Source organism: Arthrobacter sp. Y3222053, assembly GCF_059092805.1.
Window position 1 is genome coordinate 54847 of record NZ_JBNHIA010000001.1, and the last position, 24453, is coordinate 79299.

The window sequence follows — 24453 nt, forward strand, 5'->3', positions numbered from 1 at the left end:
AGCACCGGCGTCGACGACGCCTACGCCCGCCGACCGCTGCCGGCCCCTCCCCTAGACGAAGGTACGTCCGGTCAGCCGCTCGTAGGCCTCCACGTAGCGGGCACGCGTCCGCTCCACCACCTCGTCCGGCAGCGGCGGCGGAGGCGTATCGGAGGCCCGGTCCCATCCCGAGTCGGGCGAGGTGAGCCAGTCCCGCACGTACTGCTTGTCGAAGGAGGGCTGCGCCTGGCCCGGCCGGTACAGCGCCGCGTCCCAGAACCGGGAGGAATCCGGGGTCAGCACCTCATCGCCCAGGGTGACCGCCCCGGTGGCGGGATCGGCGCCGAACTCCACCTTGGTGTCGGCGAGGATGATGCCGCGGTCCCGGGCGGTCCGCTCCGCTGCGGTGTAGATGTCCAGGGTCAGCGAGCGCAGCGTCTCCGCCGTCTCCGCGCCGACCGTGTCCACGACGGCGTCGTAGGTGATGTTCTCGTCGTGCTCGCCCTGCTCCGCCTTCGCGGACGGGGTGAAGATCGCCGGCTCCAGCCGCGAACCGTCCACCAGCCCGCCGGGCAGCGGCACCCCGCACACGGCGGAATCGGCACGGTACTCGGCCAGCCCGGATCCGGTGAGGTAGCCGCGGGCAATGCACTCGACCGGGTACATGTCGAGCTTTTTGCAGATCATGGCCCGCCCGGCCACCTCGGCGGGCACGCCGTCGTCGGCGCTGATAACGTGGTTGGGCACCCCGGCCAGCTGATCGAACCACCACAGGCTCAGCTGGGTGAGGATCCGTCCCTTGTCCGGAATCGGGGTGGGCAGGATGTGGTCGTAGGCGCTGATCCGGTCGGTGGCGACCACCAGCACCCGGTCGGTGACCGCCGGATCCTCGGGGACGTACAGTTCGCGGACCTTGCCGGAATAGACGTGCCGCCAGCCGGGCAGCTGCGCGGGTGCCGGCAGGTCCAGGCTCATGCGTCGGCTCCGTCCGTGCCGGAGGCCGCGGAGGTGCCGGGCACGGTGATCTCGCCGCGCTCGGCCCGCAGGGCAATGTCGGTGCGGTGCTGCGAGCCGTCCAGGCCGATCCGTTCCACCCCGGCGTAGGCGCGGGCACGGGCCTCTGCGAGCCCATCGCCCAGGCCGACGACGGCGAGCACCCGCCCGCCGGCCGAGACCACTTCCCCGTCCTGCTCCCGGGTGCCGGCGTGCAGCACGTGCACGCCCTCCAGCAGCTCCGCCTCGGGCAGGCCGAGGATCGGATCCCCGGTGCGCGGCGCGTCGGGGTAGTTTTCGGCGGCGACGACGACGGCGACGGCGCTCCGCGGATCCCACCGCAGCTGTTCCGCGGAGTCGAGGGAGCCCTTGGCCGCGGCGAGCAGCAGACCGCCGAGCGGAGTCTTCAGCCGTGCCAGCACGGCCTGGGTCTCCGGGTCACCGAAACGGGCGTTGAACTCGATCACGCGCAGGCCGCGGGAGGTCAGGGCCAGCCCGCAGTAGAGCACCCCGGTGAAGGGGATGCCGCGGGCGGCCATCTCGTCAATGGTCGGCTGTGCCACGCGGGCCATGACGTCCTCGACGAGGTTCTCCGGAACCCATTCCAGCGGCGAGTAGGCGCCCATGCCGCCGGTGTTGGGGCCGGCGTCGCCGTCGAAGATGCGCTTGAAGTCCTGGGCCGGCGCCAGCGGGACCGCGTGCCGGCCGTCGGAGAGGACGAACAGGGAGACCTCGGGGCCGTCGAGGAACTCCTCGATGACCACGGTGCCGCCGGCCTCGAAGCACGCCTGGGCGTGGGCGAGGGCCTCGTCCCGGTCGCTGGTCACCACCACGCCCTTGCCAGCGGCCAGGCCGTCGTCCTTGACCACATAGGGGGCACCGAACATATCCAGGCCCTCTTCGGCTTCGGCGCGGTTGGCTGCGACGTGCGCCATGGCGGTGGGCACGCCGGCGGCGGCCATCACCTGCTTGGCAAAGGACTTCGATGCCTCCAGCCGGGCGGCCTCCTTCGAGGGCCCGAACACCGGAATGCCGGCGGCGGCGAGTGCGTCCGCCACGCCGGCAGCCAGCGGGGCCTCCGGTCCGACGACCACGAGGTCCGCGTCCAGCCGGCGGGCCAGCAGCGTGACGGCGGCGGGGTCCGAGGCGTCGATCGGGTGGACCGGGACGACGGCGGCGATGCCGGCGTTGCCGGGCGCCGCGTGGACTTCTTCAACGTAGGGGTCGGCCAGCAGGGCCCGGACAATGGCGTGTTCGCGGCCACCGGGGCCGACAACGAGAACCTTCACAGTGAGCCAGCCTACTAACCGCCGGGCGGGCGCTGAAAGCCGCCTGCGTAGATGACGTTCCCCCGGCCGCGTACCCCGCCTGTGCTCCCCCGCCGCGACCGGCCGGCGCTTCGGCCGGGTCCGCGTCCCGGAGCATCCGTCGATCCTCCGTAGACTGGCATTATGGCAGCTACCTTCACCGCGTCCGACGCCGTCGAGCTTGCCGTTGTGGAACGCAACGGCTTCATTGAATCCCGCCACGTCGGCTCCGCCGTCGTGATGGCCGGCGACGGGACCGTGGTGACGCAGCTGGGCGACATCACCTCGCCGATCTTCCCCCGCTCCACCCTGAAACCGTTCCAGGCGATCGCCGCCATGCGCTCCGGCGTTCCGCTGCGCGGCCCGCAGGTGGCCCTGGCCGCAGCCAGCCACGTGGGCGCCCGCGAGCATCAGGACGTCGTCGAGTCCATGCTGACCGCCGCCGGCGTGACGGAGGAGCACCTGCAGTGCCCGGCCGACTGGCCGCAGGACGAGGCGATGCGGTTCGAACTGATCCGTTCCGGGCAGGGCAAGCGCCGCATCAGCTTCAACTGCTCCGGCAAGCACGCAGCCTTCCTGTGGGCCTGCACCGAAAACAACTGGAATCACGCCACCTACCTTGAGCGCAGCCACCCGCTGCAGCAGCAGGTCGGCGCCGTCATCGAAGAGTTCTGCGGCGAACCCGTGGCGCACTGGGCCGTGGACGGCTGCGGCGCCCCGCTGGCCGCAGTCTCCCTCACCGGCCTGGCCCGCGGCATCGGCCGGCTGGCCAAGGCGCCCTCGGCCAAGGAGGGCGACGCCCGCGCCGCGACGGTCGCCACCGCCATGCTGGACTACCCGTGGGCGGTGCACGGCCACGGCCGGGAGAACACGGTGGTGATGGAGGAGCTGGGCGTCATCGCCAAGAATGGTGCGGAGGGAGTGCTGGTGCTCGGCACGCCCACCGGGGTGTCGGTGGCGCTGAAGATGCTGGACGGCAACACCCGCGCCGCCACCCTGGTGGGCCTGACCCTGCTGGCCGCCACCGGCGTCGTCGACCCCGAAGCCACGGTACGGGCGCTCGAACAGGTGGTGCCGCCGGTGCTCGGCGGCGGGCAGCCGGTCGGCCAGCTGCGCCTGGGCGCCCCGGTCGCGTCGGTGCTGGACGAGGCCCTGCTGGGCTGAGGACCGGACAGACATGGCACGACGGCGGATCAGCCCCGAAGACGGCCGCGCGGCCCTCGCCGCAGCCGGCCCCGACGCACCCCGGGCCACGAAGGCCATGGCCGTGCGCTACACCCTGGAGGAACTGGCCGAGCGGGTGCCGGGCAACAGCGTGGAGGTGCGGGTGCCGCCGTTCGGCGTGACGCAGTGCGTGCCGGGGCCCCGGCACACCCGCGGCACTCCCCCGAACGTCGTGGAGACCGACGCCGCCACCTGGCTGGAGCTGGTGACCGGCCGGTCCACCTGGGCGGAAGCCACCGCGGCCGGCAAGGTGTCGGCGTCCGGCCTTCGGGCGGACCTCACCGAGTGGCTGCCGCTCTTCCCCGGCGCCTGAGCTGGACATCGGCGGCGTGAGGAGGGGCCGCTCCGCCGCCGGCGGAAACGTCCGCGGGCGTCTCTACCCCCGGTAGAATTTCCTCCATGAGTTCCCCCCAGCCCGGCCCCGAGCGCCGCGAGATCACGATCCGCCGCGCCCCCAAGTACGCTCCGTTCCTTGCCCTCGGCGCCCTGCTGGGCTTCCTCGCGGCCCTGGTGGTGGCCTACACCGGCCCGGCGCACCCGGACTACACCCGGGAGGCGGCGCTGGGCCTGTTCACCATCCTGTTCGCCCTGATCGGCGTCGGCCTGGCCGCACTCGCCGTGCTGCTGATGGACCGGATCAGTGTCCGCCGCACCCGCCGGGCCGTCGTCGAGGCGGACGCGGACGACGACGCCGAGGGCTCCGGTCCGACCGCGCCGTAACGCTTGCGCACGGGGGCGTCCCGGCCCCCGTCCCGTGAGAGAATGCTCGCATGGCACGCGGTGACGGTACGCTTTCCCATGACCTGCTTCCCGGAGAAAAAGGACCCCAAGACGCCTGTGGCGTCTTCGGCGTCTGGGCCCCCGGGGAGGAAGTCGCCAAACTGACCTATTACGGGCTGTATGCGCTGCAGCACCGTGGACAGGAGTCCGCGGGCATCGCCACCAGTGACGGCAACAGGATCAGCGTCTACAAGGACATGGGCCTGGTGTCCCAGGTCTTTGACGAATCCACGCTGAACACCCTCCAGGGGCACATCGCGATCGGCCACTGCCGCTACTCCACCACGGGCGGCTCGCACTGGGCCAACGCCCAGCCCACCCTGGGCGCCACCTCCGAGGGCACGGTCGCCCTGGCCCACAACGGCAACCTGACCAACTCGGCCGAGCTCTATGAACGGATCCTTGAACGCGAAGGCCGCCCGCGGCAGGGCGAAATCGCGCAGGGCAACACCTCCGACACCGCGCTCGTCACCGCACTGCTCAACGGCAACGACGGACGGAGCCTCGAGCAGACCGCCCTGGACCTGCTGCCGACCCTGCGCGGAGCGTTCTCCTTCGTCTTCATGGACGAGCACACCCTGTACGCCGCCCGCGACACCTACGGGGTGCGGCCGCTGGTCCTGGGCCGGCTCGAGCGCGGCTGGGTGGTGGCCTCCGAGCAGGCCGCGCTGGCCACGGTGGGCGCCAGCTTCATCCGGGAGATCAAGCCCGGCGAGTTCATTGCAATCGACGAAACCGGCGTGCGCTCCCAGAGCTTCGCCCCGGCGACGCCGGCGGGCTGCGTGTTCGAATACGTCTACCTCGCCCGCCCGGATGCCAGCATCTCGGGGCGCTCGGTCTACGAATCCCGGGTGGAAATGGGCCGCCAGCTGGCCCGCGAGAACACGCACGACGCCGACATCGTCATTCCGGTTCCGGAGTCCGGCACGCCCGCGGCCGTGGGCTACGCCGAGGAATCGGGAATTCCGTTTGCGCACGGCTTCGTCAAGAACGCCTACGTGGGCCGCACCTTCATCCAGCCCAGCCAGACGCTGCGGCAGCTGGGCATCAAGCTGAAGCTCAACGCGCTGGAGTCGGTGATCCGCGGCAAGCGCGTGGTGGTGGTGGACGACTCGATCGTGCGCGGCAACACCCAGCGGGCCATTGTGCGGATGCTGCGCGAGGTGGGCGCCGCCGAGGTCCACGTGAAGATTTCCTCGCCGCCGGTCAAGTGGCCCTGCTTCTACGGCATCGACTTCGCCTCCCGCGCGGAGCTGATCGCCAACGGGGCGGATACCGAGGAGATCTGCACCTCCATCGGTGCGGATTCACTGGCCTACATCTCCGAGGAGGGGATGATCGGCGCCACAGAGCAGCCGCGCGAACGCCTGTGCACCGCGTGCTTTACCGGGAGCTACCCGATTCCCCTTCCGTCCGCGGACCGGCTCGGCAAGAACCTGCTCGAATCGGCCGGCGGCTGCAGCCCGGCCGCGCAGGCCGCCGGCTCCAACGGCTGCGATCCCGGCCCGGACAGTGAACTTGAACCCCTCGTCACCGCATCCGACAAGAAAGAATCCGTATGAGCGAGAACGCCATCACCTATGCCTCCGCCGGCGTCGACGTCGAAGCGGGCGACCGCGCCGTGGAGCTGATGAAGGCAGCCATCAAGGCCACGCACAATGACCAGGTCCTCGGCGGGGTCGGCGGATTTGCCGGACTCTATGACGTCTCCCGGCTGCTCACCTATCGGAAGCCGCTGCTGGCCACCTCCACCGACGGGGTCGGCACGAAGGTGGCCATCGCGCAGGCCATGGACATCCACGACACCATCGGCTTCGACTTGGTCGGCATGGTCGTCGACGACATCGTGGTGGTGGGCGCCGAGCCCCTGTTCATGACCGACTACATCGCCTGCGGCAAGGTCGTTCCCGAACGGATTGCGGGCATCGTACGCGGCATCGCGGCCGCCTGCGAGGTGGCCGGCACCGCCCTGGTCGGCGGGGAGACCGCCGAGCACCCCGGACTGCTCGGCGAGCATGAGTACGACGTCGCCGGCGCCGCCACCGGCGTCGTCGAAGCTGATCAGCTCCTGGGCCCGGAGCGGGTCCGCGAGGGTGACGTGGTCATTGCGATGGCCTCCTCCGGCCTGCATTCCAACGGCTATTCACTGGTCCGCCGCGTCGTCAACCATGCCGGCTGGCAGCTGGAGCGGCAGGTCTCCGAACTCGGGCGCACACTGGGTGAGGAGCTGCTGGAACCGACCCGCGTGTATGCGGCCGACTGCCTGGACCTGGCCCGCCACGAGCCCGCCGGAGTGCACGGCTTCAGCCACGTCACCGGAGGCGGGCTCGCCGCCAACCTGGCACGAGTGCTGCCCAAGGGCCTGCAGGCCACCGTGGACCGCTCCACCTGGGAGCTGCCGCCGATCTTCCGACTGGTCAGCGAACTCGGAAACGTGCCGCTGCCGGACCTGGAGCGCACCCTGAACCTGGGCGTGGGCATGGTCGCGATCGTCGACGCCGGCGGAGCCGATGCGGCCCTGGCCCGCCTCGCCGCACGTGGCGTTCCGGCCTGGGTCATGGGCACCGTGGGCGCCGCGGAGTCCGCACCGGGGTCCGACCCCGACTATGTGCAGGGAGCCAAGGGCGTGGACGGCGGCGCCGTCAGGCTCGTCGGCCGCTACGCGGGCCAGCCGGGCTAAACCTCAGCAGCATTCGGAAGGCGGGGATCCACCGGGTCCCCGCCTTCCGGTCTCCTGGATCCTCCCCGCCGGCGGGGAGACGGCGGCGCTGTTGCAGGCCTGAAGCGGCACACAGGCGCGGACTGCCCGTTAACAGCCTTCAGCGGATCCGCCCGATGGGTGATCCGCTGAAGTATGGCTGGTCGCCAACGCCTGAAAAGTTGCTGCCGCGGCTAGCCGGTGCGGCGGGTGTCCTCATCATCGTTATCGTCGCCAAATTGATCCGCGTACTTGTCTTCATACACCGAGTAGTCCGGCTCTGCCGGTTCCTCGGGGTAGCGACTCGAGGGACGATTCGACGGACCCGACAGCTCACGCTGCAGCGCCGAATAGTCCGTGGCCGGGGTGAAGTACTTCATCTCCCGAGCCTGCTTGGTAGCTTTTGCCTTCTGACGGCCGCGCCCCATGGCGTGACCCCCTTTTTGCGTCGATCCGGAAGAGGTCGCTCGGGCACGAGCGAGGCCCCGGAATAATTGGTCAATTTGTCGTAACTACAGGTTACATGCTTTCCGGCTGCCTTGTGGGCGCGCGACGGCGTCCGGTGCCCCTGAGGCCCGCATCGGCCGGGAACCGGGTACGCCACCATCCTGCGTTGCGGGGCCGGCATTGGCTAAAGTCGGGGGTGAGAAGGATTTTGCGGGGCACACGTGTGCCCCCGACAGGGAGGATCAGGCGTTCACCATGAGCGATCAGAAGAACACACCCGGAGAGGATCCCTCCCCGGAGCAGACGCCTGGCCGTCCCGAGCCGGAGGGCGGTGGACTGAAGGGACTGGCGCGCAGCCTGTTCGGCCGGCGCAAGGGCAAGGATGACCGGCAGGACGGTGCAGCCCGGGAGGGCACGGCCGGGGAGACCGGGCATCCGGCCGCCGCGGACCCTGACGCTGACAGGGCAACAGGCCCCGAGGGCGGCACCGTTGCCGCAGCGGACGCTCCAGCCGGCACCGACGCCGGGAACACGGCTGCGAAGGAGGGGGCCGACGCCCCTGCCCCCGGCCCGGTCTCCGACGCCTCCCCCGCTGCGTCCGGCTCGCCGGACGATGCTGCTGACACAGAGTCCACCGGTTCAGAGCCGGCGCCCTCCGCAGCTGCCGATGCAGCCCCGGCAACCGGCATGATCGATCTGGTGGCCCATACTCCTGCTCCGGCCTGGCTCTCCCCTGACGACAGCCGCGACGCCGAGACCTGGACAGCCGCCTTCGACGTCCAGGAGTCCGCGGCTGCTGCGAACGGCACAACCCCCACCGCTGACGCGTCGCAGGAGGCGGCAGCCGGCGTCCAGGCTGACGGGTCACAGGAGGCTGCCGGACCCGACGTCGCAGCCGATGAGGACGCATCAGCCTCGCCGGCGGCGGGCGCCGACGGGACCGTGGACACCGGGGACGCCGGAGCCGGGGACACCGGGACCCCGACCGCTTCCTCCGACCCTGCTCCCGCTACCGGGCTGATTGATCTCGCCTCGCACACCGCTCCCCCGGCTTGGCTGTCCGCCGACGGGGGTCACGACGTCGACACCTGGACCCAGGCCTTCGAGGTGCAGGCACCGGACGGTGAGCCGGCCGGCGGGGCAACTGATGCCACGTCCACCGACGCGGCGGGCGCTGAGCCCGGCGACGCCGACAGGGCAGGCGACGCCGACAACGCCGGAAAGACCTCCGCCGCCGAGGCGGCCGAGGCGGCCGGCGTCGCCGGTGCCACGGCGGCGCCGGCTGTCGCCGCCGTGGCACCGGAAGCCGCCGTGGCGGAAGCCGAAGCTGCCGTGACCGCTCCGGACGACCTTCAGCTGGAGGAACCGACGCTGGCCGAGCCCGCCATCAGCGCCGACGCAGCCGCGGCTGCGGGTGTGGAGGACGCGTCCTCGGAGGCACGCGCGGTGGAAGAGGAAGCCGCTGAGGCGGGAAGGCTCGCGGCCGGGGGGCAGCCCCTGCCGCCGGGTACGGAGTTCCCCACCGGCGCTTCCTCCGACGCTGCGGATGCGGCTGATACCGGCCGGGAAGCCGGCGCCTCGGAGGCTGCCGGCGACGGCGCGCCCGCGGATGGCACAGCTGCCCCGCCCGATCCCGCAGCCGCCGACGAGGACGTCCAGGTCACGAATCCTGAGGACATCCAGCTTGAGGAACCCACGCTTGCGGGTGCCGCCGTCAGCGCAGACGTGGCGGAAGCCTCAGGAGTCCGCGACGCGACCCAGGAAGCCCGTGCGGTTGAAGAGGAGGCTGCCGAAGCCGGCCGCATCGTCGCCGGCGGTGAGCCCCTTCCGCCGGGCTCCGATTTCCCTGCGGCCCGGCCATCCGCTGGTGCGGATTCCACCGATGCTCCGGGGTCCGCCGACGATGCTGAGGCCGAGGACGGGGAGGACAGTTCCAAGCCCGGTGCTGACGTGGGCCCTGACGCAGAGGCCGGTTCCGACACCGACGCCGAAACCGCCGCTGACGCCGACGCCGACGCCAAGCCCGGAACCCAGGCGGAGGCAGGAGCAGAGGCGGAAGTCTCCGATCCCGACACACGTCCCGAGGCCAACGCGGATGAACCCACGTCGCCGGCCGACATCACGTCGGACGCTGACACGAAATCCGACACAGACACCGGCACCGAGACGGACACGGACACCGATGTCGACGCCGCCGCGGAGACTGTGGCCGATCCGTCGGCCGACGGGCTGCCAACCGATACCGACACCGATACCGACACCGAAGCCGACACCGCTTCCGCGGCCGGCACGGCTGCCGCAGGCGATTCTGCGGCGGATGGTTCCGCCACCGGCGCTTCCGCAGCGGGCGCTTCCGCCGCCGAATCCGGCACCGGACCCAAGGAAGCCGGGCAGGAAGGGCAATCGGCCCCGGCTCCTGCCGAGGATCGGGACGCCGGCCCGTCCCACACCGCAGGGATCGCCGCTGCGGCGCCGGTCACCGGCCGGCTCACGGCGGCGCCGAACGACGCGGACGGTCCGGAAGAGCCCGTCGTGGTGGCCAGCCCGGTCCCGGCGTCGGACTCGCGCCGCGCCCGGCGGGAAGCGGAGGCGCCGCAGCGGAAGGGTGCCGCCAACCGCCGCACCCTGGTGATGATCGGCCTCGCGGGCATCCTGGTGCTGCTGGCCGTGCTGCTGCTGACCCGGATTCTCGGCCCCGGGGAACCCGGGGAGGGAGTGCTCCGGCAGGGTGTGGCCGCCAATGACCTGACCGCCGGAGACTGCCTGCGCGGATATGAAGGCGTGAGCAGCACTGTGGACGTTGTCACCTGCGAGACCCCGCACAACGCCCAGCTCGTGGCCAGCGAAACCTACCCGGACGACGACGGCTTCCCCGGCGCGGACGAGCTGTCCGAACGGGCGGAGCAGCTGTGCTCCGCTGCCCCGTATTCGGCGGCCGTGTCCGACTACCCGGACCTGGAACTCAACCGGGCGATCCCGACCGAGGGCAGCTGGGAGCGCGGCGACCGCCGTATCGACTGCTTCGTCGTCTCCCCGAACGGAGACGAGCTGGAAGCGTCGATGATCGCACCCTGATCCCGGAGCACTGAGGAAACCGGGTAGACGCAGGAGGGGAGGCACCCACGGGTGCCTCCCCTCCTGCGTCTCGCCGGGGCCGTGCGGCTACGCGCGCGCCGCCTCGACCGTGAGGCCCTGCGGCCCCACCGACAGGCCGCCGTCGCCGGAGACATCCAGGCTCTCCTCCGGCCGGTCCACCAGCACCGTGTCGCCGTCGCTGATCCTGCCGGCCAGGATGCCCTTGGCCAGCTGGTCCCCGATCTCGCGCTGCACCAGCCGGCGCAGCGGCCGGGCACCGTAGCCGGGGTCGTAGCCGGTGAGCGCCAGCCATTCGCGGGCGGCGTCGGTGACGTCCAGGACCAGCCGGCGGTCGCGGAGCCGCTCCGCCAGCGCCTGGACCTGCAGGTCCACGATCCGCGACAGGTCCTCCAGGCTCAGCGGATCGAACAGGATCACGTCGTCGAGCCGGTTCAGGAACTCGGGCCGGAAGCTGCTGTTGACCATGTTCATCACGGCGTCGCGCTTCTGCTCATCGCTCAGCCCCGGATCCACCAGGAACTGAGACCCGATGTTCGAGGTGAGGATCAGGATGGTGGACCGGAAGTCCACGGTCCGTCCCTGCCCGTCGGTGAGCCGCCCGTCGTCGAGCACCTGCAGCAGGATGTCGAAGACCTCCGGATGCGCCTTCTCCACCTCATCGAGCAGGATCACGGAGTACGGACGGCGCCGCACGGCCTCGGTGAGCTGGCCGCCCTCCTCATAGCCCACGTATCCCGGAGGGGCACCGACCAGCCGGGCCACCGAGTGCTTCTCGGCGTACTCGCTCATGTCGATGCGCACCATGGCCCGCTCGTCGTCGAACAGGAACTCGGCCAGGGACTTGGCCAGCTCGGTCTTGCCGACGCCGGTCGGGCCCAGGAACAGGAACGACCCGGTCGGCCGGTTAGGATCGGCGACGCCCGCCCGCGAGCGCCGGACGGCGTCGGAGACGGCGGTGACGGCGCGCTTCTGGCCGATCAGCCGGGACCCGAGGGCCTCCTCCATGTGCAGCAGCTTCTGGGATTCGCCCTGCAGCATCCGTCCGGCGGGAACACCGGTCCAGGCGGACACGACGTCGGCGATGTCATCGGCCGTGACTTCCTCGGAGACCATGAGCTCGCGGGCCTGGCCGCCGTATTCCTCCTCCTCGGCCTTCTGCGCGACGTCGAGCTCCTTCTGCAGGTTCGGGATCTCGCCGTAGAGGATGCGGGACGCCTCGGCCAGGTCGCCGTCGCGCTGGGCCTGCTCGGCCACCCCGCGCAGCTCGTCGATGCGGGCCTTAAGGTCGCCCACCCGGTTCAGGCCGGCCTTCTCGGCCTCCCACCGGGCATTGAGCGCGGCCAGCTGTTCCTTCTTGTTGGCCATGTCCTCGCGCAGCGCCTCCAGCCGTTCCACCGAGGCCTCGTCGGTTTCGTTGGCCAGGGCCAGCTCCTCCATGGTGAGGCGGTCGACGGCGCGGCGCAGCTCATCGATCTCCTCCGGCGCCGAATCGATCTCCATCCGCAGCCGGGACGCGGCCTCATCGACCAGGTCGATGGCCTTGTCCGGCAGCTGCCGTCCGGTGATGTACCGGTTGGACAGGTTCGCGGCCGCCACCAGGGCGGAGTCGGCAATGGCGACCTTGTGGTGCGCCTCGTAGCGCTCCTTCAGGCCGCGGAGGATGCCGATGGTGTCCGGCACGGACGGCTCGCCCACGAACACCTGCTGGAAGCGGCGCTCCAGCGCGGCGTCCTTTTCGATGTTCTCGCGGTACTCATCCAGCGTCGTCGCCCCGATGAGCCGCAGCTCCCCGCGGGCCAGCATCGGCTTGAGCATGTTCCCCGCGTCCATGGAGCCCTCGGCGGCCCCGGCGCCGACGACGGTGTGCAGCTCGTCGATGAAGGTCACGATCTGTCCGTCGGAGTTGCCGATGTCCTCCAGCACCGCCTTGAACCGTTCCTCGAACTCGCCGCGGTACTTGGCGCCGGCCACCATCGATCCCAGGTCGAGGGAGACGAGGGTCTTGTTGTTCAGGCTCTCCGGCACGTCGCCGGCGACCATGCGCTGGGCCAGGCCCTCCACCACGGCGGTCTTGCCGACGCCGGGCTCGCCGATCAGCACCGGATTGTTCTTGGTGCGCCGGCTGAGCACCTGGATCACCCGGCGGATCTCCGCGTCGCGGCCGATGACCGGGTCGAGCTTGCCGGTGCGGGCGAGCTCGGTCAGGTCGGTGCTGTACTTCGCCAGTGCCTGGAAGGTGTTCTCCGGGTCTGCATTGGTCACTTTGCGGTCTCCCCTCACCGCCGGCAGGGCGGTGGTCAGTTCGTCATGGCCGGCGCCGTTGTCCCGCAGCGCCTTGCCGGCCGCGCCGCTGTCCAGCGACAGGCCCAGCAGCAGGTGCTCGGTGGAGACGTACGCGTCGCCGAGCTTTTCCGCCTCCTGCTGGGCGCCGCTGATGACCTGCAGCAGCGGGCGGGAGAACTGCGGCTGGGACACGCTGGAGCCGGAGGTGGAGGGCAGCTGCCGGATGGCGTTGGACGCTGCGACGCTGACGGCGTCCACATTGACGTTCAGCGCCTTGAGCAGGGCCACGGCCACGCCGTCGCGCTGGTCCATCAGCGCCTTGAGCAGGTGGGCGGGCTCGATCTGCGGGTTACCGGCCGTATTCGCGTTCATCGCGGCGGCCGAGAGAGCCTCCTGGCTCTTGTTCGTGAACTTCGGTTCCACGGCGGTTCCTCCCTGGCTCAGAAACTCTTCCTACAGCTTCCGGCGGAGAGCAGGCCCAGCAGTACGGGCCCTAAACCCACCGAACGCAACAAAGTTGAGTGTAATCAACTCAACTTGAATTGTAAAGTTATCCACAGCCTCCTCCACAGGGATGCAGGGCCCTCACCGGGCCGAAGCCGCCCGGCCCCCGCCCGTGCCTAGCGGCGCGCGTTGCTCCGGTGTTCGCGGTCGAACTCCAGCTTCGCCTCGGCCCACAGCCGGTTGCGGTGTTCGTAGAGTTCGCGGTCCTCGCCGCCGATGTCCGCAAGCGCCAGGGACTGTGCCGGGGTTGTCAGGGACCCCTCGAGATAAGCGGCCAACCGGTCCAGGACGAACTCCCACCCCGGCCCTGCGGGCCACTCCTCTTCCCCCGGATCCGCGTAGACGAAGCGCTTGCGGACCGATGCGTACCGCAGCTCGATCCGGGTGGTGGAATCCTCGGCCGCCAGACGGATCTCCAGTTCGCCCGCCTGTCCGTGCCCGGGAATCCAGGACACGGTCAGCAGCCGCGGCGGATCACAGCGCTCAATGACGCCGGTGGCATTGTCCGGCATCCGATACTCGCCGCCCCGGCGGAAGTCCCCCTCGGGCTCCACCAGATACACGGCAAGGCGCCCGGGGTCGGTCAACGCGTCCCAGACCTCTTCAATGGGATGCGGCAGGCTCCGCGCGATCACGACCATGACGGCGTGCCCGGCATGGATCTGCCGAAGACCGAATCCCCTCTCCGTTTCGTTGAGCTTGACCTCAAGTTCAGGCATGTTTCGACTCCTTGCTGCTGCCGCCCGGTCAGGGCCTGCAGCCGGGCCGCCGCAGCCGACGGCTGTGGCGGCTGTCACTGCTGGATTGCTTCGACGGTAGCAGGGTTGGCCCCGCGGTGACAGGGGTCCCGGCTGCCGGACGCCGCTTGGCCATGGCCGGGCCGCACTCCGCGAAGTCTGTGAGGCGGGCGTTTGTGAAGTGTGACCGATCTCTAAGAAATGGCATCCCCAGCATGCTTTGGATAAGTTCGAAGTATTCCCGCGCCACGGCTGACGCCGTCGCCGGGGCCGGCCCTGCCCGCAACGGCCGGGCCGGCACGGCCCGCCGCGTGAGTCGCTCCGCAGTGTCGGAGGGCAACGGCGCGCCCGCCCCTGTCGCCGATCCAAGGACCACATGAGCAGTCCAGCGAAGCAAACGACCAGCAGCACGGAACCGCCCGCAGAGGCCCCGGAACCCCGCACCAGGGCCAACTGGACGGTCTTCACGGGCTCAGCCGTCGGGATCCTGGCCATCGCCCTCTGGGCGATGATCGACACCGACGGCGCCGAGGCCGTCATCGGCTCCATGGTGGGCTGGGTGTCCACCAACATGGGCTGGTACTACTTCCTGGTGGTGAGCCTGGTCGTGGTCTTCGTCCTGACCACGGCCCTGACCCGGGTCGGCAGGACCAAGCTGGGCCCCGACCACTCCAAGCCGCAGTTCGGCCTGTTCACCTGGGGCGCCATGCTGTTCGCCGCGGGCATCGGCATTGACCTCATGTTCTTCTCGGTCTCCGAACCCGTCTCCCAGTTCCTCGCTCCCCCGCAGGGCGACGGCTCCACCGCCGAAGCCGCCCGCCAGGCGCTGGTCTGGACCCTGTTCCACTACGGCATCACCGGCTGGGCGCTCTACGCCCTGATGGGCCTGGCCCTGGGCTACTTCGCCTACCGGCACAACCTGCCCCTGAGCATCCGCTCCGCCCTGTACCCCATCTTCGGCAAGAAGATCGAGGGCCCGCTGGGCCACGGCGTCGACACGGCGGCCCTGCTGGGCACCATCTTCGGCATCGCCACCTCCCTGGGCATCGGCGTGGTGCAGCTGAACTACGGCCTCGCGGTCCTGTTCGACCTGCCGGAGAACCTGACCGTGCAGATCGCCCTCATCGGCCTGTCCGTCATCATGGCCACCGTCTCCGTGGTCTCCGGCGTCGAGAAGGGCATCCGGCGCCTGTCCGAGCTGAACGTGATCCTCGCCGTCGGGCTGATGCTCTTCGTGCTGATCGCAGGCAAGACCAACTTCCTGCTGGACGGCATCGTCCAGAACATCGGCGACGTGCTCAGCCGCTTCCCCGCCATGACCATGGACACCATGGCCTACGACCGGCCGGACGAATGGATGAGCGCCTGGACCCTGTTCTTCTGGGCCTGGTGGATCGCCTGGGCACCGTTCGTCGGCCTGTTCCTGGCCCGCATCTCCCGCGGCCGGACCATCCGCGAGTTCGTGCTCGGCACCATGATCGTTCCGTTCACCTTCATCCTGCTGTGGATCTCCATCTTCGGCAACTCCGCGCTGGACCTGGTGATGGGCGGCAACGCGGCGTTCGGCGAAGTGGCCATGAACCAGCCGGAACGGGCGTTCTACGGCCTGCTTGAGCAGATGCCCTGGGCCCCGGCCACCATGGCCATCGCCACCTTCACCGGCCTGCTCTTCTACGTCACCAGCGCCGACTCCGGCTCCCTGGTGATGGCCAACTTCACCTCGCACCTCAAGGACGCGGACTCCGACGGCCCCAAGTGGCTGCGCATCTTCTGGGCCGTGGCCACCGGCGTGCTGACCTTGGCCATGCTGATGGTCGGCGGGGTCACCACCCTGCAGAACGCCACCATCATCATGGGCCTGCCGCTGTCCATCCTGCTGGTGTTCATCATGCTCGGCGTCTACAAGGCGCTCCGGGTGGAGAACACCCTGACCGACAGCTACCGCGCCTCCCTGCCCAACATCATCGCCGGACGCAGCGGCGAGGCCCGCGGCGGTCGCAGCTGGCGCCAGCGTCTGGCCCGGGTCATGACCTACCCGGGCCCGAAGCAGGCCGAGCGCTTCGTGGAGGCCGTCGCGCTGCCCGCCCTGCGCGAAGTCCACGACGAGCTCAAGTCCCAGGGCGCGGACGTCGCGCTCTCGGTCGGTGAGGCCGGCCCGCACCGGATCCGCTGCGTGGACCTGCAGGTCGGCATGGGCGAGGAACGGGTATTCAAGTACCAGATCTACCCGGTGCAGTACGACACCCCCTCCTACGCGGTGCGCAACGCCTCGGCGGACAGCAAGTACTACCGCATGGAGGTCTTCTCGCTCGAAGGCAGCCACGGCTACGACCTGCTCGGCTACACCCGCGAACAGGTCATCACCGACGTCCTGGACCACTACGAGACCCATCTGGAATTCCTGCACCTCAACCGTGAGGTGCCGGGAGGAACATCCATCAGCGAAGAGCAGGTATCCAAGGACAACTGGGATGCCGACTTCGCCAGCGAGGAGGAGAAAGCATGACCGCTGCAAGCACGGACACAGCGACACTGTTCATCGACGGCGCCTGGACGGCGTCCTCCGACGGCGGAACCCGGGAAATCCGCAACCCGGCCGACGGCGAGCTGGTCGGCCTGGTCTCCGAAGCCACCCGCGAGGACACCGAGAAGGCGATCGCCGCTGCCCGTGCGGCCTTCGACCGCGGCGACTGGTCCTCCGTTCCCGCCCCGGAGCGCGGCGACTTCCTGCTGAAGGTGGCCGCCCGGCTGCGCGAGCGGAAGGACGAGTTCGCGATGGCCGAGACGCTCGACACCGGCAAGCGGCTGGTGGAGAGCGAAATCGACATGGACGACATCGCCAACGCCTTCGCCTACTTCGGCAAGATGGCCGGTTCCAACGCCGGCCGGGTGGTCGACGCCGGCGACGCGTCCGTCGTCAGCCGGATCGAATACGAGCCGGTGGGCGTCTGCGGGCTGATCGCCCCCTGGAACTACCCGCTGCTGCAGGCCGCCTGGAAGATCGCCCCGGCGCTGGCCGCCGGCTGCACGTTCATCCTCAAGCCCTCGGAGCTGACCCCGCACACCTCCATCCTGATGATGCAGGTCCTCGAGGAGCTCGGCCTGCCCCGCGGCGTCGCCAACCTGGTCCTCGGTGCCGGCGCGGTGGCCGGCGCTCCCCTCTCGGAGCACCCCGACGTCGACCTGGTCTCCTTCACCGGCGGCGTATCCACCGGCCGGATCATCGCCGAGTCCGCCGCGAAGACGGTCAAGAAGATCGCCCTGGAACTGGGCGGCAAGAACCCAAACGTCATCTTTGCCGACGCCGACTTCGACGCCGCCCTGGACAATGCGCTGAACGCGGCGTTCGTGCACTCCGGCCAGGTCTGCTCCGCCGGCGCCCGGCTGCTCGTCGAGGAGCCGATCGCCGAGCGTTTCGTGGACGAGCTGGTGCGCCGCGCCAAGCAGATCCGCCTCGGCGGCCCCTTCGACGAAGCCACCGAGACCGGCCCGCTGATCAGCCCCGAACACCGCGAGAAGGTCACCGCCTACGTCGCCAAGGCCGTGGAGGAAGGCGCCCGCGTGCGCTGCGGCGGCACCTGGGGCGAAGGCGACCTCGCCAAGGGGTGGTTCTACCTGCCGACCGTGCTGGACAACGTCAAGGGCGGATCCACTGCCCTGCTCGAAGAGGCCTTCGGCCCGGTCGTCACCGTGGAGACCTTTAACGGCGAAGACGAGGCCGTGAAGCTGGCCAACGACACCGACTACGGCCTGGCCGGCGCCGTCTGGACCCAGGACGCCGGCAAGAGCCAGCGCGTGGCCCGCCGGATGCGCGCCGGAACGGTCTGGATCAACGACTTCCACCCGTACCTGCCGCAGGCCGAGTGGGGCGGCTACGGACGCTCCGGCTTCGGCCGCGAGCTGGGCCTGGCCGGCCTGTCCGAGTACCAGGAAGCCAAGCACATCTACCACAACACCAACCCCCAGGTGACCAACTGGTTCACCGATCACGAGAACGAGAACGGAAAGGACGGCCAGGCATCATGACCGCCCTGGAACAGACTGAATTCGACTACATCGTGGTGGGCGGCGGCTCCGCCGGAGCCGCCGTGGCCGCACGGCTGAGCGAGGACCCCGAGGTCCAGGTGGCCCTGGTCGAAGCCGGCCCCGACGACCGCGGCGTTGACGAGGTCCTGCAGCTGGACCGCTGGATGGAGCTGCTCGAATCCGGCTACGACTGGGACTACCAGATCGAGCCGCAGGAGAACGGCAACTCCTTCATGCGCCAGGCCCGGGCCAAGGTCCTGGGCGGCTGCTCCAGCCACAACTCCTGCATCGCCTTCTGGGCCCCCCGCGAGGACATCGACGAGTGGGAGGCCAAGTTCGGCGCCGAAGGCTGGAACGCCAAGATGGCCTGGGAGCTGTACAAGAAGCTCGAGAGCAACGAAGACGCGGGCCCTGATGCCCCGCATCACGGCGATTCCGGCCCGGTGCACCTGATGAACATTCCCGCCGACGACCCCTGCGGCGTCGCCCTGCTGGACGCCTGCGAGCAGGCCGGCATCCCGCGGGTAAAGTTCAACACCGGCGAAACGGTCATCAACGGCGCGAACTTCTTCCAGATCAACCGCCGCGCCGACGGCACCCGTTCCTCCTCGTCGGTGTCCTACATCCACCCGATCATGGAGCGGGAAAACTTCACCCTGCTCACCGGGTACCTCGCCAAGGAACTGACCTTCGACGACGCGAACCGCTGCACCGGCGTCGACGTCGTCGACAACCCGTTCGGACGCGCCAAGCACCTGGGCGCCCGCCGGGAGGTCATTCTCTCCGCCGGAGCCATCGACTCCCCGAAGCTGCTGATGCTCTCCGGCATCGGCCCGAAGGAGCACCTCGAGGAGCGCGGCGTGACGGTCCGCGTCGATTCCCCCGGGGTCGGCGAGAACCTGCAGGACCACCCCGAGGGCGTGATCCAGTGGGAGGCGAAGAAGCCGATGCCCGAATCCTCCACCCAGTGGTGGGAAATCGGCATCTTTACCCCCACCGAGGAGGGGCTGGACCGACCCGACCTCATGTTCCACTACGGGGCGGTGCCGTTCGACATGCATACCCTGCGCCAGGGCTACCCGACCACGGAGAACGGCTTCTGCCTGACCCCGAACGTCACGCACGCCCGCTCGCGCGGCACCGTGCGGCTGCGCAGCCGGGACTACCGGGACAAGCCGATGGTCGATCCGCGGTACTTCACCGACCCGCACGACATGCGCGTGATGGTCTACGGGATCCGGAAGGCCCGCGAGATCGTCGCCCAGCCGGCCATGGCCGAATGGGTGGGTGAAGAGCTGTACCCGGGCAAGGACGTGCAGACGGACGAGCAGATCATCGAATACATCAAGAAGACGCACAACACCGTCTACCACCCCGCCGGCACGGTCCGGATGGGCGCGGCCGACGACGCGATGGCGCCGCTGGACCCCCAGCTGCGCGTCAAGGGCGTCACCGGGCTGCGGGTCGCCGACGCCTCGGTCATGCCGGAGCTGGTGACCGTCAACCCCAACATCACCACCATGATGATCGGAGAGCGGGCCGCCGAACTGATCAAGGCCGACCGCCGGGCGTCGCTCACCGAGGCCGCCGCCGGCTAGCCTGCGCACTTCATCACCGCACCTTTCGGGCGGCGTCGGAACTCCCGGCGCCGCCCGGACGCCTTAACAGGCGCGGTGCCCATCGGCCCAGCAGGTACCCTGTGCGGATGGGGAAGAAGAAGCTGCTCGCTGCAGCAGCCGTGCTGTCCGTTTCGTTGCTGCCGCTGACCGCCTGCCGGTCCGAACCTGATCCACAGCAGGCGGCGGACAGTCTCGCCGCGGCCCTGTCCGGCTTGAACATCTCGCAGGAGCCCTTCAATTCCGACAGCGACACTCCTCCGGACCTCGAGCTGCAAAACATCACCGGCGGCCTGTCCAACCTGCCGGATCCCACGGTCACTGCCGGCGAAATCAGCAAGCAGGACCCGGCGACGGCCTCCGTGGAGCTGGACTGGACCTGGGACCTGCCGGATACCGACGACGACTTCACCTACACCACCACCCTCCGGCTCGACCGCGACGAGGACGCCGACGACGACCGGTGGCGGGGCCGCTGGCACCCTTCCCTCGTGCATCCGATGCTGGAGGACGGGCACGCCCTGCAGCTGCAGACCTACGGCGCCGACCGGGCTGAAATTCTCGGCGGGGACGGGCAGCCGCTGGTGACGGACCGCCCGGTCTGGCGGGTGGGCCTGGACAAGAGCACGCTGGGCCTGGACGCCCTCGACGCCTCCGCCCGAACCCTCGCCGCGGAGCTGGGCCTGGACCCCGAGGCCTACGCCGCGCAGGTCGAGGCCAACGGCCCGCAGGCCTTCGTGGAGGCCATCGTCCTGCGCCAGGACGATGAGAACGCCGGCATCGAAGCACGGATCTCGGACATCCCGGGAGCTGTTGCGCTGCCCACCACCCGTGAGCTGGCCCCCACGCGGACCTTCGCCCGGACCCTGATCGGCAGCGTGGGAGAAGCCACGGCCGAGCTCATCGAAAAATCCGACGGTGCGCTGCTGCCGGGCAGCCAGGTCGGCCTGTCGGGCCTGCAGCAGCAGTATGACGACCAGCTGCGCGGCATCGATGGGCTCGCCATCATGGCCGTCCGCTCCGACGGGACGCCGTCCCCGCTGCACCAGGTGGATCCGGTCGCAGGCACGCCGGTGCAGCTGACCCTCGACGCCCGGCTGCAGACCCTGGCCGAAGAGGTCCTGGCGGAGGAACCCTCGGCCTCGGCCATCGTCGCCATCCGGCCCTCGACGGGTGAGGTCCTCGCTGCGGCAAACGGGCCCGGCAGCGAGGGCCAGCAGACCGCCCTGCTCGGCCAGTACCCGGCGGGCTCGACCCTGAAGATCGCCACCTCGTTGGCAATGCTCCGCGGCGGCGCCACCGCCGACACGACCGTGCAGTGCCCGGCCGAGGTGAGCGTTGACGGGCGCCGGTTCGGCAACGCCTCCACCTATCCGACGGCCTATGTGGGAGAGATTCCGCTGCGCCAGGCATTCGCCCAGTCCTGCAACACGGCGTTCATCAACGCCAGGGACGAGGTCTCCCAGCAGCAGCTGGCCGACGCCGCCGCGGACCTGGGCATCGGCGTCGAGGCCCCGCTGGGCACGGGCGCCTTCTTCGGTGCGGTTCCGGCCGAGGCCGAGGGCACCGACCACGCCGCCTCGCTGATCGGACAGGGCCAGGTGCTGGTGTCTCCGCTCGCCATGGCGGTGGCCGCCGCATCCGTGGCGGCCGGCGAACGGGTGAGCCCGGTCCTGGTGCGGGCCGATGGCTCCAATGAAGGTACCGACGAAGGCACCGAGGCGCCTGCCGCGTCGAAACTGACGGCGGCCGAAGCCTCGGTCCTGCAGGACATGATGCGGGCCGTGGTCACCGACGGCGGCGGGCAGGTCCTGCTGGACCTCCCCGGCGAGCCCGCCGGCGCCAAGACCGGCACCGCGGAGTTCGGCAGCGAAACGCCTCCCCGCACGCACGCCTGGTTTGCGGCAACCCAGGGCGACCTGGCCGCCGTCGTGTTCGTCGAGGAAGGCGAGCTGGGCTCGACGTCGGGCGGACCGCTGATGCGTGCGTTCCTGGCCGGCGCCGCCGGCTAGAAGCGCCCGTCCCGCCCCGGGTAGGCGGTGGCGCCGTACGGGGCCTGACCGTACGGACCCCGGTACTGCCCGTAGGGGGTGATCCCGGGCCGGCCGGTCGGCACGATGGCCTTGCCCAGCGGCATCAGTGAGACCGGGATCATCTTCAGGTTGGCGATGCCCAGCGGAATGCCGATGATGCTCAGGAACATCGGAATGGCCGTGGCGATGTGCCCCAGCGCAATCCAGATGCCGGCCACCAGCAGCCAGATGATGTTCCCCAGCGTGGAGAGCACCCCGGGGCCGCGGCCGCGGTCCACGATGGTGCGGCCGAACGGCCACAGCGCATACGCCGCAATGCGGAACGAGGCGATTCCGAAGGGAATCGTCACGATCAGCACGCAGCAGACAATGCCGGCGGCGGCGTAGCCCAGGGCCAGCCAGATGCCGCCGAAGAGGAGCCAGATCACGTTCAGGATGGCGTTCATCCCCCCATTGTGGCCCGGAACCCCGGCCGGGGCCATTCCCCCGGTGGCTACAATGAGGCCATGACGAGCCGCAATGATGCCCCGTTCACACTGACCGTCAGCGAATGCTGGGAGTACCTGAGGGAGGCGGCCGTGGGCCGGCTTGCCGTGCTGGTCGACGGGCAGCCGGAGATCTTCCCGATCAACTTCGCGGTGGACCGCGGGTCGGTGGTCTTCCGCACGGCGTCCGGAACCAAGCTGGCCGGAGCCCTGGCGGGCGGTCCGGTGGCCTTCGAGGTGGACGGCCACGATGACCGGCTCGGTTCGGCCTGGTCAGTGGTGCTGAAGGGCACGGCCCGGCAGCTGGAGGCCATCGAGGAGGTCCTGGACTCCGACCAGTTGCCCATTTACCCGTGGCAGGACGGCGAAAAGAACCATTTTGTGCGCATTGAACCTGCACAGACGGACGGACGGCGCTTCATGATTGCGTCGTCTGCGCGCCGTCACATCGTGCAGCAGCGCGGGTCCCGGACGGAGTAGCCGGGACCCGATCAGCAGATCAGCTGCGGCGTTCGTTCGACGCCGGCGCCGTGGCACGGCGCGGGCCGCGCCGGGTACGGGCCGGAGCAGCCGCCGAGGGGGTCTCCGAGGTCCAGGTGCGGGGTCCGCTGCTCCGGGAGCCACCGGCGGCACGGGCCGAGCCTGCCTCCGCGGGACGCCGTCCCCGGCCGCCCTGGCGGGCGCCGTCAGCTGCCTGCTCGCGGCGGCGCTGCGGGCGGGCCTCCTCGGAGCCGCGGCCGGCACCCCGGCCGGCGGGAGCGGCAGCTGCGCCGCCGCGGCCGTTGCCGCTGCCGGTGCGGGCAGCGCGCTTACGCTTGGCGTTGGCGCCGGTGGACTGTCCGCCGCCCTGGCGGGGCAGCTTGGCCGCCAGCGCCTCGGCGCGGACGTGCGGAGCCACCGGGTCGGCCTTCTCGCCCACCAGCTCGGCAACCGCCGCGGAGGTATGGCTGGCCTGCTCCATGGCGACGTTCACGCCGGCCGCCTTGAGCAGCTTGGTGACTTCACCCTTCTGCTCCGGCAGGGTCAGGGTGACCACGGTGCCGTCGGACCCGGCCCGGGCGGTACGGCCCGAGCGGTGCAGGTAGGCCTTATGCTCCGTGGGCGGATCGATGTGCACCACGAGTTCCACATCGTCCACATGCACGCCGCGGGCGGCAACGTCGGTGGCCACCAGCACCCGGACGTCGCCTGCGGCGAACTCGCCGAGGTTCCGGTCACGGGCGTTCTGGGACAGGTTGCCGTGCAGGTCCACGGCGGGGATGCCCTGGTCGGTCAGCCACTTGGCCATCTTCCGGGCGTGGTGCTTGGTGCGCATGAACATGATGCGCCGACCGCGGCCGGAGGCCAGTTCCTTGACGAGCAGCTTCTTGGCTGTGACGTCCTGGGTGAGGAACACCCGGTGTTCCATGGTGGTCACGGCGGCCTGCGGGTCGTCCACCGAGTGGGTCAGCGGGCTGTGCAGGTAGCGGCGGACCAGCTTGTCCACGCCGTTGTCCAGGGTGGCCGAGAACAGCAGGCGCTGGCCCTTTTCGGGGGTGCGGTCCAGCAGCCGCTTGACCACCGGCAGGAAGCCGAGGTCCGCCATGTGGTCGGCCTCGTCCAGGACGGTGACCTCGACGGACTCCAGGGACACGATGCCCTGCTTCATCAGGTCCTCAAGCCGGCCGGGGCAGGCGATGACGATGTCCACGCCGGCTCCGAGCGCCTTTTCCTGGCGGGCCTGGGAGACGCCGCCGTAGACCACGGTGGTGTTCAGGCCCAGGGCCTTGGCCAGCGGCTCGACGACGTTGTTGATCTGGTTCGCCAGCTCGCGGGTGGGTGCCAGGACCAGGCCCAGCGGACGGCCGCGCCGACGGCGGGCGACGGCGCCGGCCTCGGCAAGCCGGGAGACCAGCGGGAGCGAGAAGGCCAGGGTCTTGCCCGAGCCGGTGCGGCCGCGGCCGAGCACGTCGCGGCCGGCCAGGGTGTCGGGAAGGGTGCTCACCTGGATGGGGAACGCTTCGGTGATGCCCTGCTCGGCAAGGGTGTCGGACAGTGCCCCGGGCACGCCCAGGGAAGCAAAGGTGGTCATGAAGACGGAAAGCCACTTTCGGTTGGTGTCCCCGCGGCCGTTTGGCACGGGGTTCGCCGAAGAAAAATCAGACTGCGTCCACCGCGGGCCTGGCCATGGAGGCCGGCCGATCCGCGGGACGGAAGAGAGCGTTCATCGACGCCGGCTGTGCAGCGGAACGGTGATCCTTCGGCA

Annotated in this window: 18 protein-coding genes; 11 read left to right on the top strand and 7 right to left on the bottom strand. The window is 70.1% G+C overall.

Annotation, left to right across the window (positions count from 1 at the left end; translation table 11 throughout):
* Window positions 1-51: 51 nt before the first annotated feature.
* Together AC5RUW_RS00260 and purD are read right to left on the bottom strand one after the other, a co-directional pair.
* Window positions 52-954, bottom strand: a complete 903-nt coding sequence (locus AC5RUW_RS00260) for a phosphoribosylaminoimidazolesuccinocarboxamide synthase (protein WP_494158834.1) — start codon at window positions 952-954, stop codon at window positions 52-54.
* A complete protein-coding gene (gene purD / locus AC5RUW_RS00265) occupies window positions 951-2261 on the bottom strand; it encodes a phosphoribosylamine--glycine ligase (RefSeq protein WP_494158835.1) in 1311 nt (436 codons plus the stop codon). The genes AC5RUW_RS00260 and purD overlap by 4 nt, the downstream gene beginning before the upstream one ends.
* Window positions 2262-2423: 162 nt before the next feature.
* Here purD and AC5RUW_RS00270 point away from each other — a divergent pair, with 162 nt between their 5' ends.
* The 5 genes from AC5RUW_RS00270 (at window position 2424) to purM (ending at window position 6963) form a co-directional block, all read left to right on the top strand.
* Entirely contained in the window at window positions 2424-3443 is a 1020-nt protein-coding gene (locus AC5RUW_RS00270) for an asparaginase (RefSeq protein WP_494158836.1), read from the top strand.
* A 13-nt stretch (window positions 3444-3456) separates the two neighbouring features.
* A complete protein-coding gene (locus AC5RUW_RS00275; protein ID WP_494005831.1) occupies window positions 3457-3816 on the top strand; it encodes a sterol carrier family protein in 360 nt (119 codons plus the stop codon).
* An 86-nt stretch (window positions 3817-3902) separates the two neighbouring features.
* On the top strand, window positions 3903-4223 hold the full coding sequence (locus AC5RUW_RS00280) for a hypothetical protein (protein ID WP_494158837.1): 321 nt from the start codon (window positions 3903-3905) through the stop codon (window positions 4221-4223).
* Between the two features lie 50 nt (window positions 4224-4273).
* Window positions 4274-5845, top strand: coding sequence for an amidophosphoribosyltransferase (purF, locus tag AC5RUW_RS00285; RefSeq protein ID WP_494158838.1), 1572 nt, complete (start codon window positions 4274-4276; stop codon window positions 5843-5845).
* Entirely contained in the window at window positions 5842-6963 is a 1122-nt protein-coding gene (purM, locus tag AC5RUW_RS00290) for a phosphoribosylformylglycinamidine cyclo-ligase (protein ID WP_494158839.1), read from the top strand. Before purF ends, purM begins: the two co-directional genes overlap by 4 nt.
* A 212-nt stretch (window positions 6964-7175) precedes the next feature.
* On the opposite strand, the gene AC5RUW_RS00295 is transcribed toward purM, so the two are convergent.
* Window positions 7176-7409, bottom strand: a complete 234-nt coding sequence (locus AC5RUW_RS00295; RefSeq protein ID WP_494005835.1) for a DUF3073 domain-containing protein — start codon at window positions 7407-7409, stop codon at window positions 7176-7178.
* 274 nt (window positions 7410-7683) lie between these two features.
* Between AC5RUW_RS00295 and AC5RUW_RS00300 the strand changes: the two genes are divergently transcribed.
* The gene (locus AC5RUW_RS00300) at window positions 7684-10503 is read left to right on the top strand and encodes a septum formation family protein (RefSeq protein WP_494158840.1); all 2820 of its coding nucleotides are present in this window, start codon (window positions 7684-7686) and stop codon (window positions 10501-10503) included.
* Between the two features lie 87 nt (window positions 10504-10590).
* Here AC5RUW_RS00300 and clpB read toward each other — a convergent pair whose 3' ends face one another.
* A complete protein-coding gene (gene clpB / locus AC5RUW_RS00305) occupies window positions 10591-13230 on the bottom strand; it encodes an ATP-dependent chaperone ClpB (RefSeq protein WP_494005837.1) in 2640 nt (879 codons plus the stop codon).
* Between the two features lie 197 nt (window positions 13231-13427).
* A complete protein-coding gene (locus tag AC5RUW_RS00310) occupies window positions 13428-14030 on the bottom strand; it encodes an SRPBCC domain-containing protein (RefSeq protein WP_494158841.1) in 603 nt (200 codons plus the stop codon).
* Between the two features lie 394 nt (window positions 14031-14424).
* Here AC5RUW_RS00310 and betT point away from each other — a divergent pair, with 394 nt between their 5' ends.
* The 4 genes from betT (at window position 14425) to AC5RUW_RS00330 (ending at window position 21702) form a co-directional block, all read left to right on the top strand.
* A complete protein-coding gene (gene betT / locus AC5RUW_RS00315; RefSeq protein ID WP_494158842.1) occupies window positions 14425-16554 on the top strand; it encodes a choline BCCT transporter BetT in 2130 nt (709 codons plus the stop codon).
* The gene (locus AC5RUW_RS00320) at window positions 16551-18074 is read left to right on the top strand and encodes an aldehyde dehydrogenase family protein (protein ID WP_494158843.1); all 1524 of its coding nucleotides are present in this window, start codon (window positions 16551-16553) and stop codon (window positions 18072-18074) included. The genes betT and AC5RUW_RS00320 overlap by 4 nt, the downstream gene beginning before the upstream one ends.
* Window positions 18071-19672, top strand: coding sequence for a GMC family oxidoreductase (locus AC5RUW_RS00325; RefSeq protein ID WP_494158844.1), 1602 nt, complete (start codon window positions 18071-18073; stop codon window positions 19670-19672). The genes AC5RUW_RS00320 and AC5RUW_RS00325 overlap by 4 nt, the downstream gene beginning before the upstream one ends.
* A gap of 107 nt (window positions 19673-19779) precedes the next feature.
* The gene (locus tag AC5RUW_RS00330) at window positions 19780-21702 is read left to right on the top strand and encodes a penicillin-binding transpeptidase domain-containing protein (protein ID WP_494158845.1); all 1923 of its coding nucleotides are present in this window, start codon (window positions 19780-19782) and stop codon (window positions 21700-21702) included.
* Here AC5RUW_RS00330 and AC5RUW_RS00335 read toward each other — a convergent pair.
* Window positions 21699-22169, bottom strand: coding sequence for a YccF domain-containing protein (locus tag AC5RUW_RS00335; protein WP_494158846.1), 471 nt, complete (start codon window positions 22167-22169; stop codon window positions 21699-21701). The two genes, AC5RUW_RS00330 and AC5RUW_RS00335, sit on opposite strands and share 4 nt — an antisense overlap.
* Window positions 22170-22229: 60 nt before the next feature.
* Between AC5RUW_RS00335 and AC5RUW_RS00340 the strand changes: the two genes are divergently transcribed.
* Entirely contained in the window at window positions 22230-22688 is a 459-nt protein-coding gene (locus AC5RUW_RS00340; protein ID WP_494158847.1) for a pyridoxamine 5'-phosphate oxidase family protein, read from the top strand.
* Window positions 22689-22707: 19 nt separating this feature from the next.
* Here the strand turns inward: AC5RUW_RS00340 and AC5RUW_RS00345 are convergent, their stop codons facing one another.
* Window positions 22708-24279 carry a DEAD/DEAH box helicase gene (locus AC5RUW_RS00345; RefSeq protein WP_494158848.1) on the bottom strand — a complete coding sequence of 524 codons (1572 nt, stop codon included), beginning with the start codon at window positions 24277-24279 and terminating at the stop codon, window positions 22708-22710.
* Window positions 24280-24453: the final 174 nt, after the last annotated feature.

Excerpts from the sequence above, each read along its gene's own strand:
- AC5RUW_RS00260 (WP_494158834.1), bottom strand. The coding sequence starts at position 954 with ATGAGCCTGGACCTGCCGGCACCCGCGCAGCTGCCCGGCTGGCGGCAC.
- AC5RUW_RS00270 (WP_494158836.1), top strand. The coding sequence starts at position 2,424 with ATGGCAGCTACCTTCACCGCGTCCGACGCCGTCGAGCTTGCCGTTGTG.
- AC5RUW_RS00275 (WP_494005831.1), top strand. The coding sequence starts at position 3,457 with ATGGCACGACGGCGGATCAGCCCCGAAGACGGCCGCGCGGCCCTCGCC.
- AC5RUW_RS00280 (WP_494158837.1), top strand. The coding sequence starts at position 3,903 with ATGAGTTCCCCCCAGCCCGGCCCCGAGCGCCGCGAGATCACGATCCGC.
- purF (WP_494158838.1), top strand. The coding sequence starts at position 4,274 with ATGGCACGCGGTGACGGTACGCTTTCCCATGACCTGCTTCCCGGAGAA.
- purM (WP_494158839.1), top strand. The coding sequence starts at position 5,842 with ATGAGCGAGAACGCCATCACCTATGCCTCCGCCGGCGTCGACGTCGAA.
- AC5RUW_RS00295 (WP_494005835.1), bottom strand. The coding sequence starts at position 7,409 with ATGGGGCGCGGCCGTCAGAAGGCAAAAGCTACCAAGCAGGCTCGGGAG.
- AC5RUW_RS00300 (WP_494158840.1), top strand. The coding sequence starts at position 7,684 with ATGAGCGATCAGAAGAACACACCCGGAGAGGATCCCTCCCCGGAGCAG.
- AC5RUW_RS00310 (WP_494158841.1), bottom strand. The coding sequence starts at position 14,030 with ATGCCTGAACTTGAGGTCAAGCTCAACGAAACGGAGAGGGGATTCGGT.
- betT (WP_494158842.1), top strand. The coding sequence starts at position 14,425 with ATGAGCAGTCCAGCGAAGCAAACGACCAGCAGCACGGAACCGCCCGCA.
- AC5RUW_RS00320 (WP_494158843.1), top strand. The coding sequence starts at position 16,551 with ATGACCGCTGCAAGCACGGACACAGCGACACTGTTCATCGACGGCGCC.
- AC5RUW_RS00325 (WP_494158844.1), top strand. The coding sequence starts at position 18,071 with ATGACCGCCCTGGAACAGACTGAATTCGACTACATCGTGGTGGGCGGC.
- AC5RUW_RS00330 (WP_494158845.1), top strand. The coding sequence starts at position 19,780 with ATGGGGAAGAAGAAGCTGCTCGCTGCAGCAGCCGTGCTGTCCGTTTCG.
- AC5RUW_RS00335 (WP_494158846.1), bottom strand. The coding sequence starts at position 22,169 with ATGAACGCCATCCTGAACGTGATCTGGCTCCTCTTCGGCGGCATCTGG.
- AC5RUW_RS00340 (WP_494158847.1), top strand. The coding sequence starts at position 22,230 with ATGACGAGCCGCAATGATGCCCCGTTCACACTGACCGTCAGCGAATGC.
- AC5RUW_RS00345 (WP_494158848.1), bottom strand. The coding sequence starts at position 24,279 with ATGACCACCTTTGCTTCCCTGGGCGTGCCCGGGGCACTGTCCGACACC.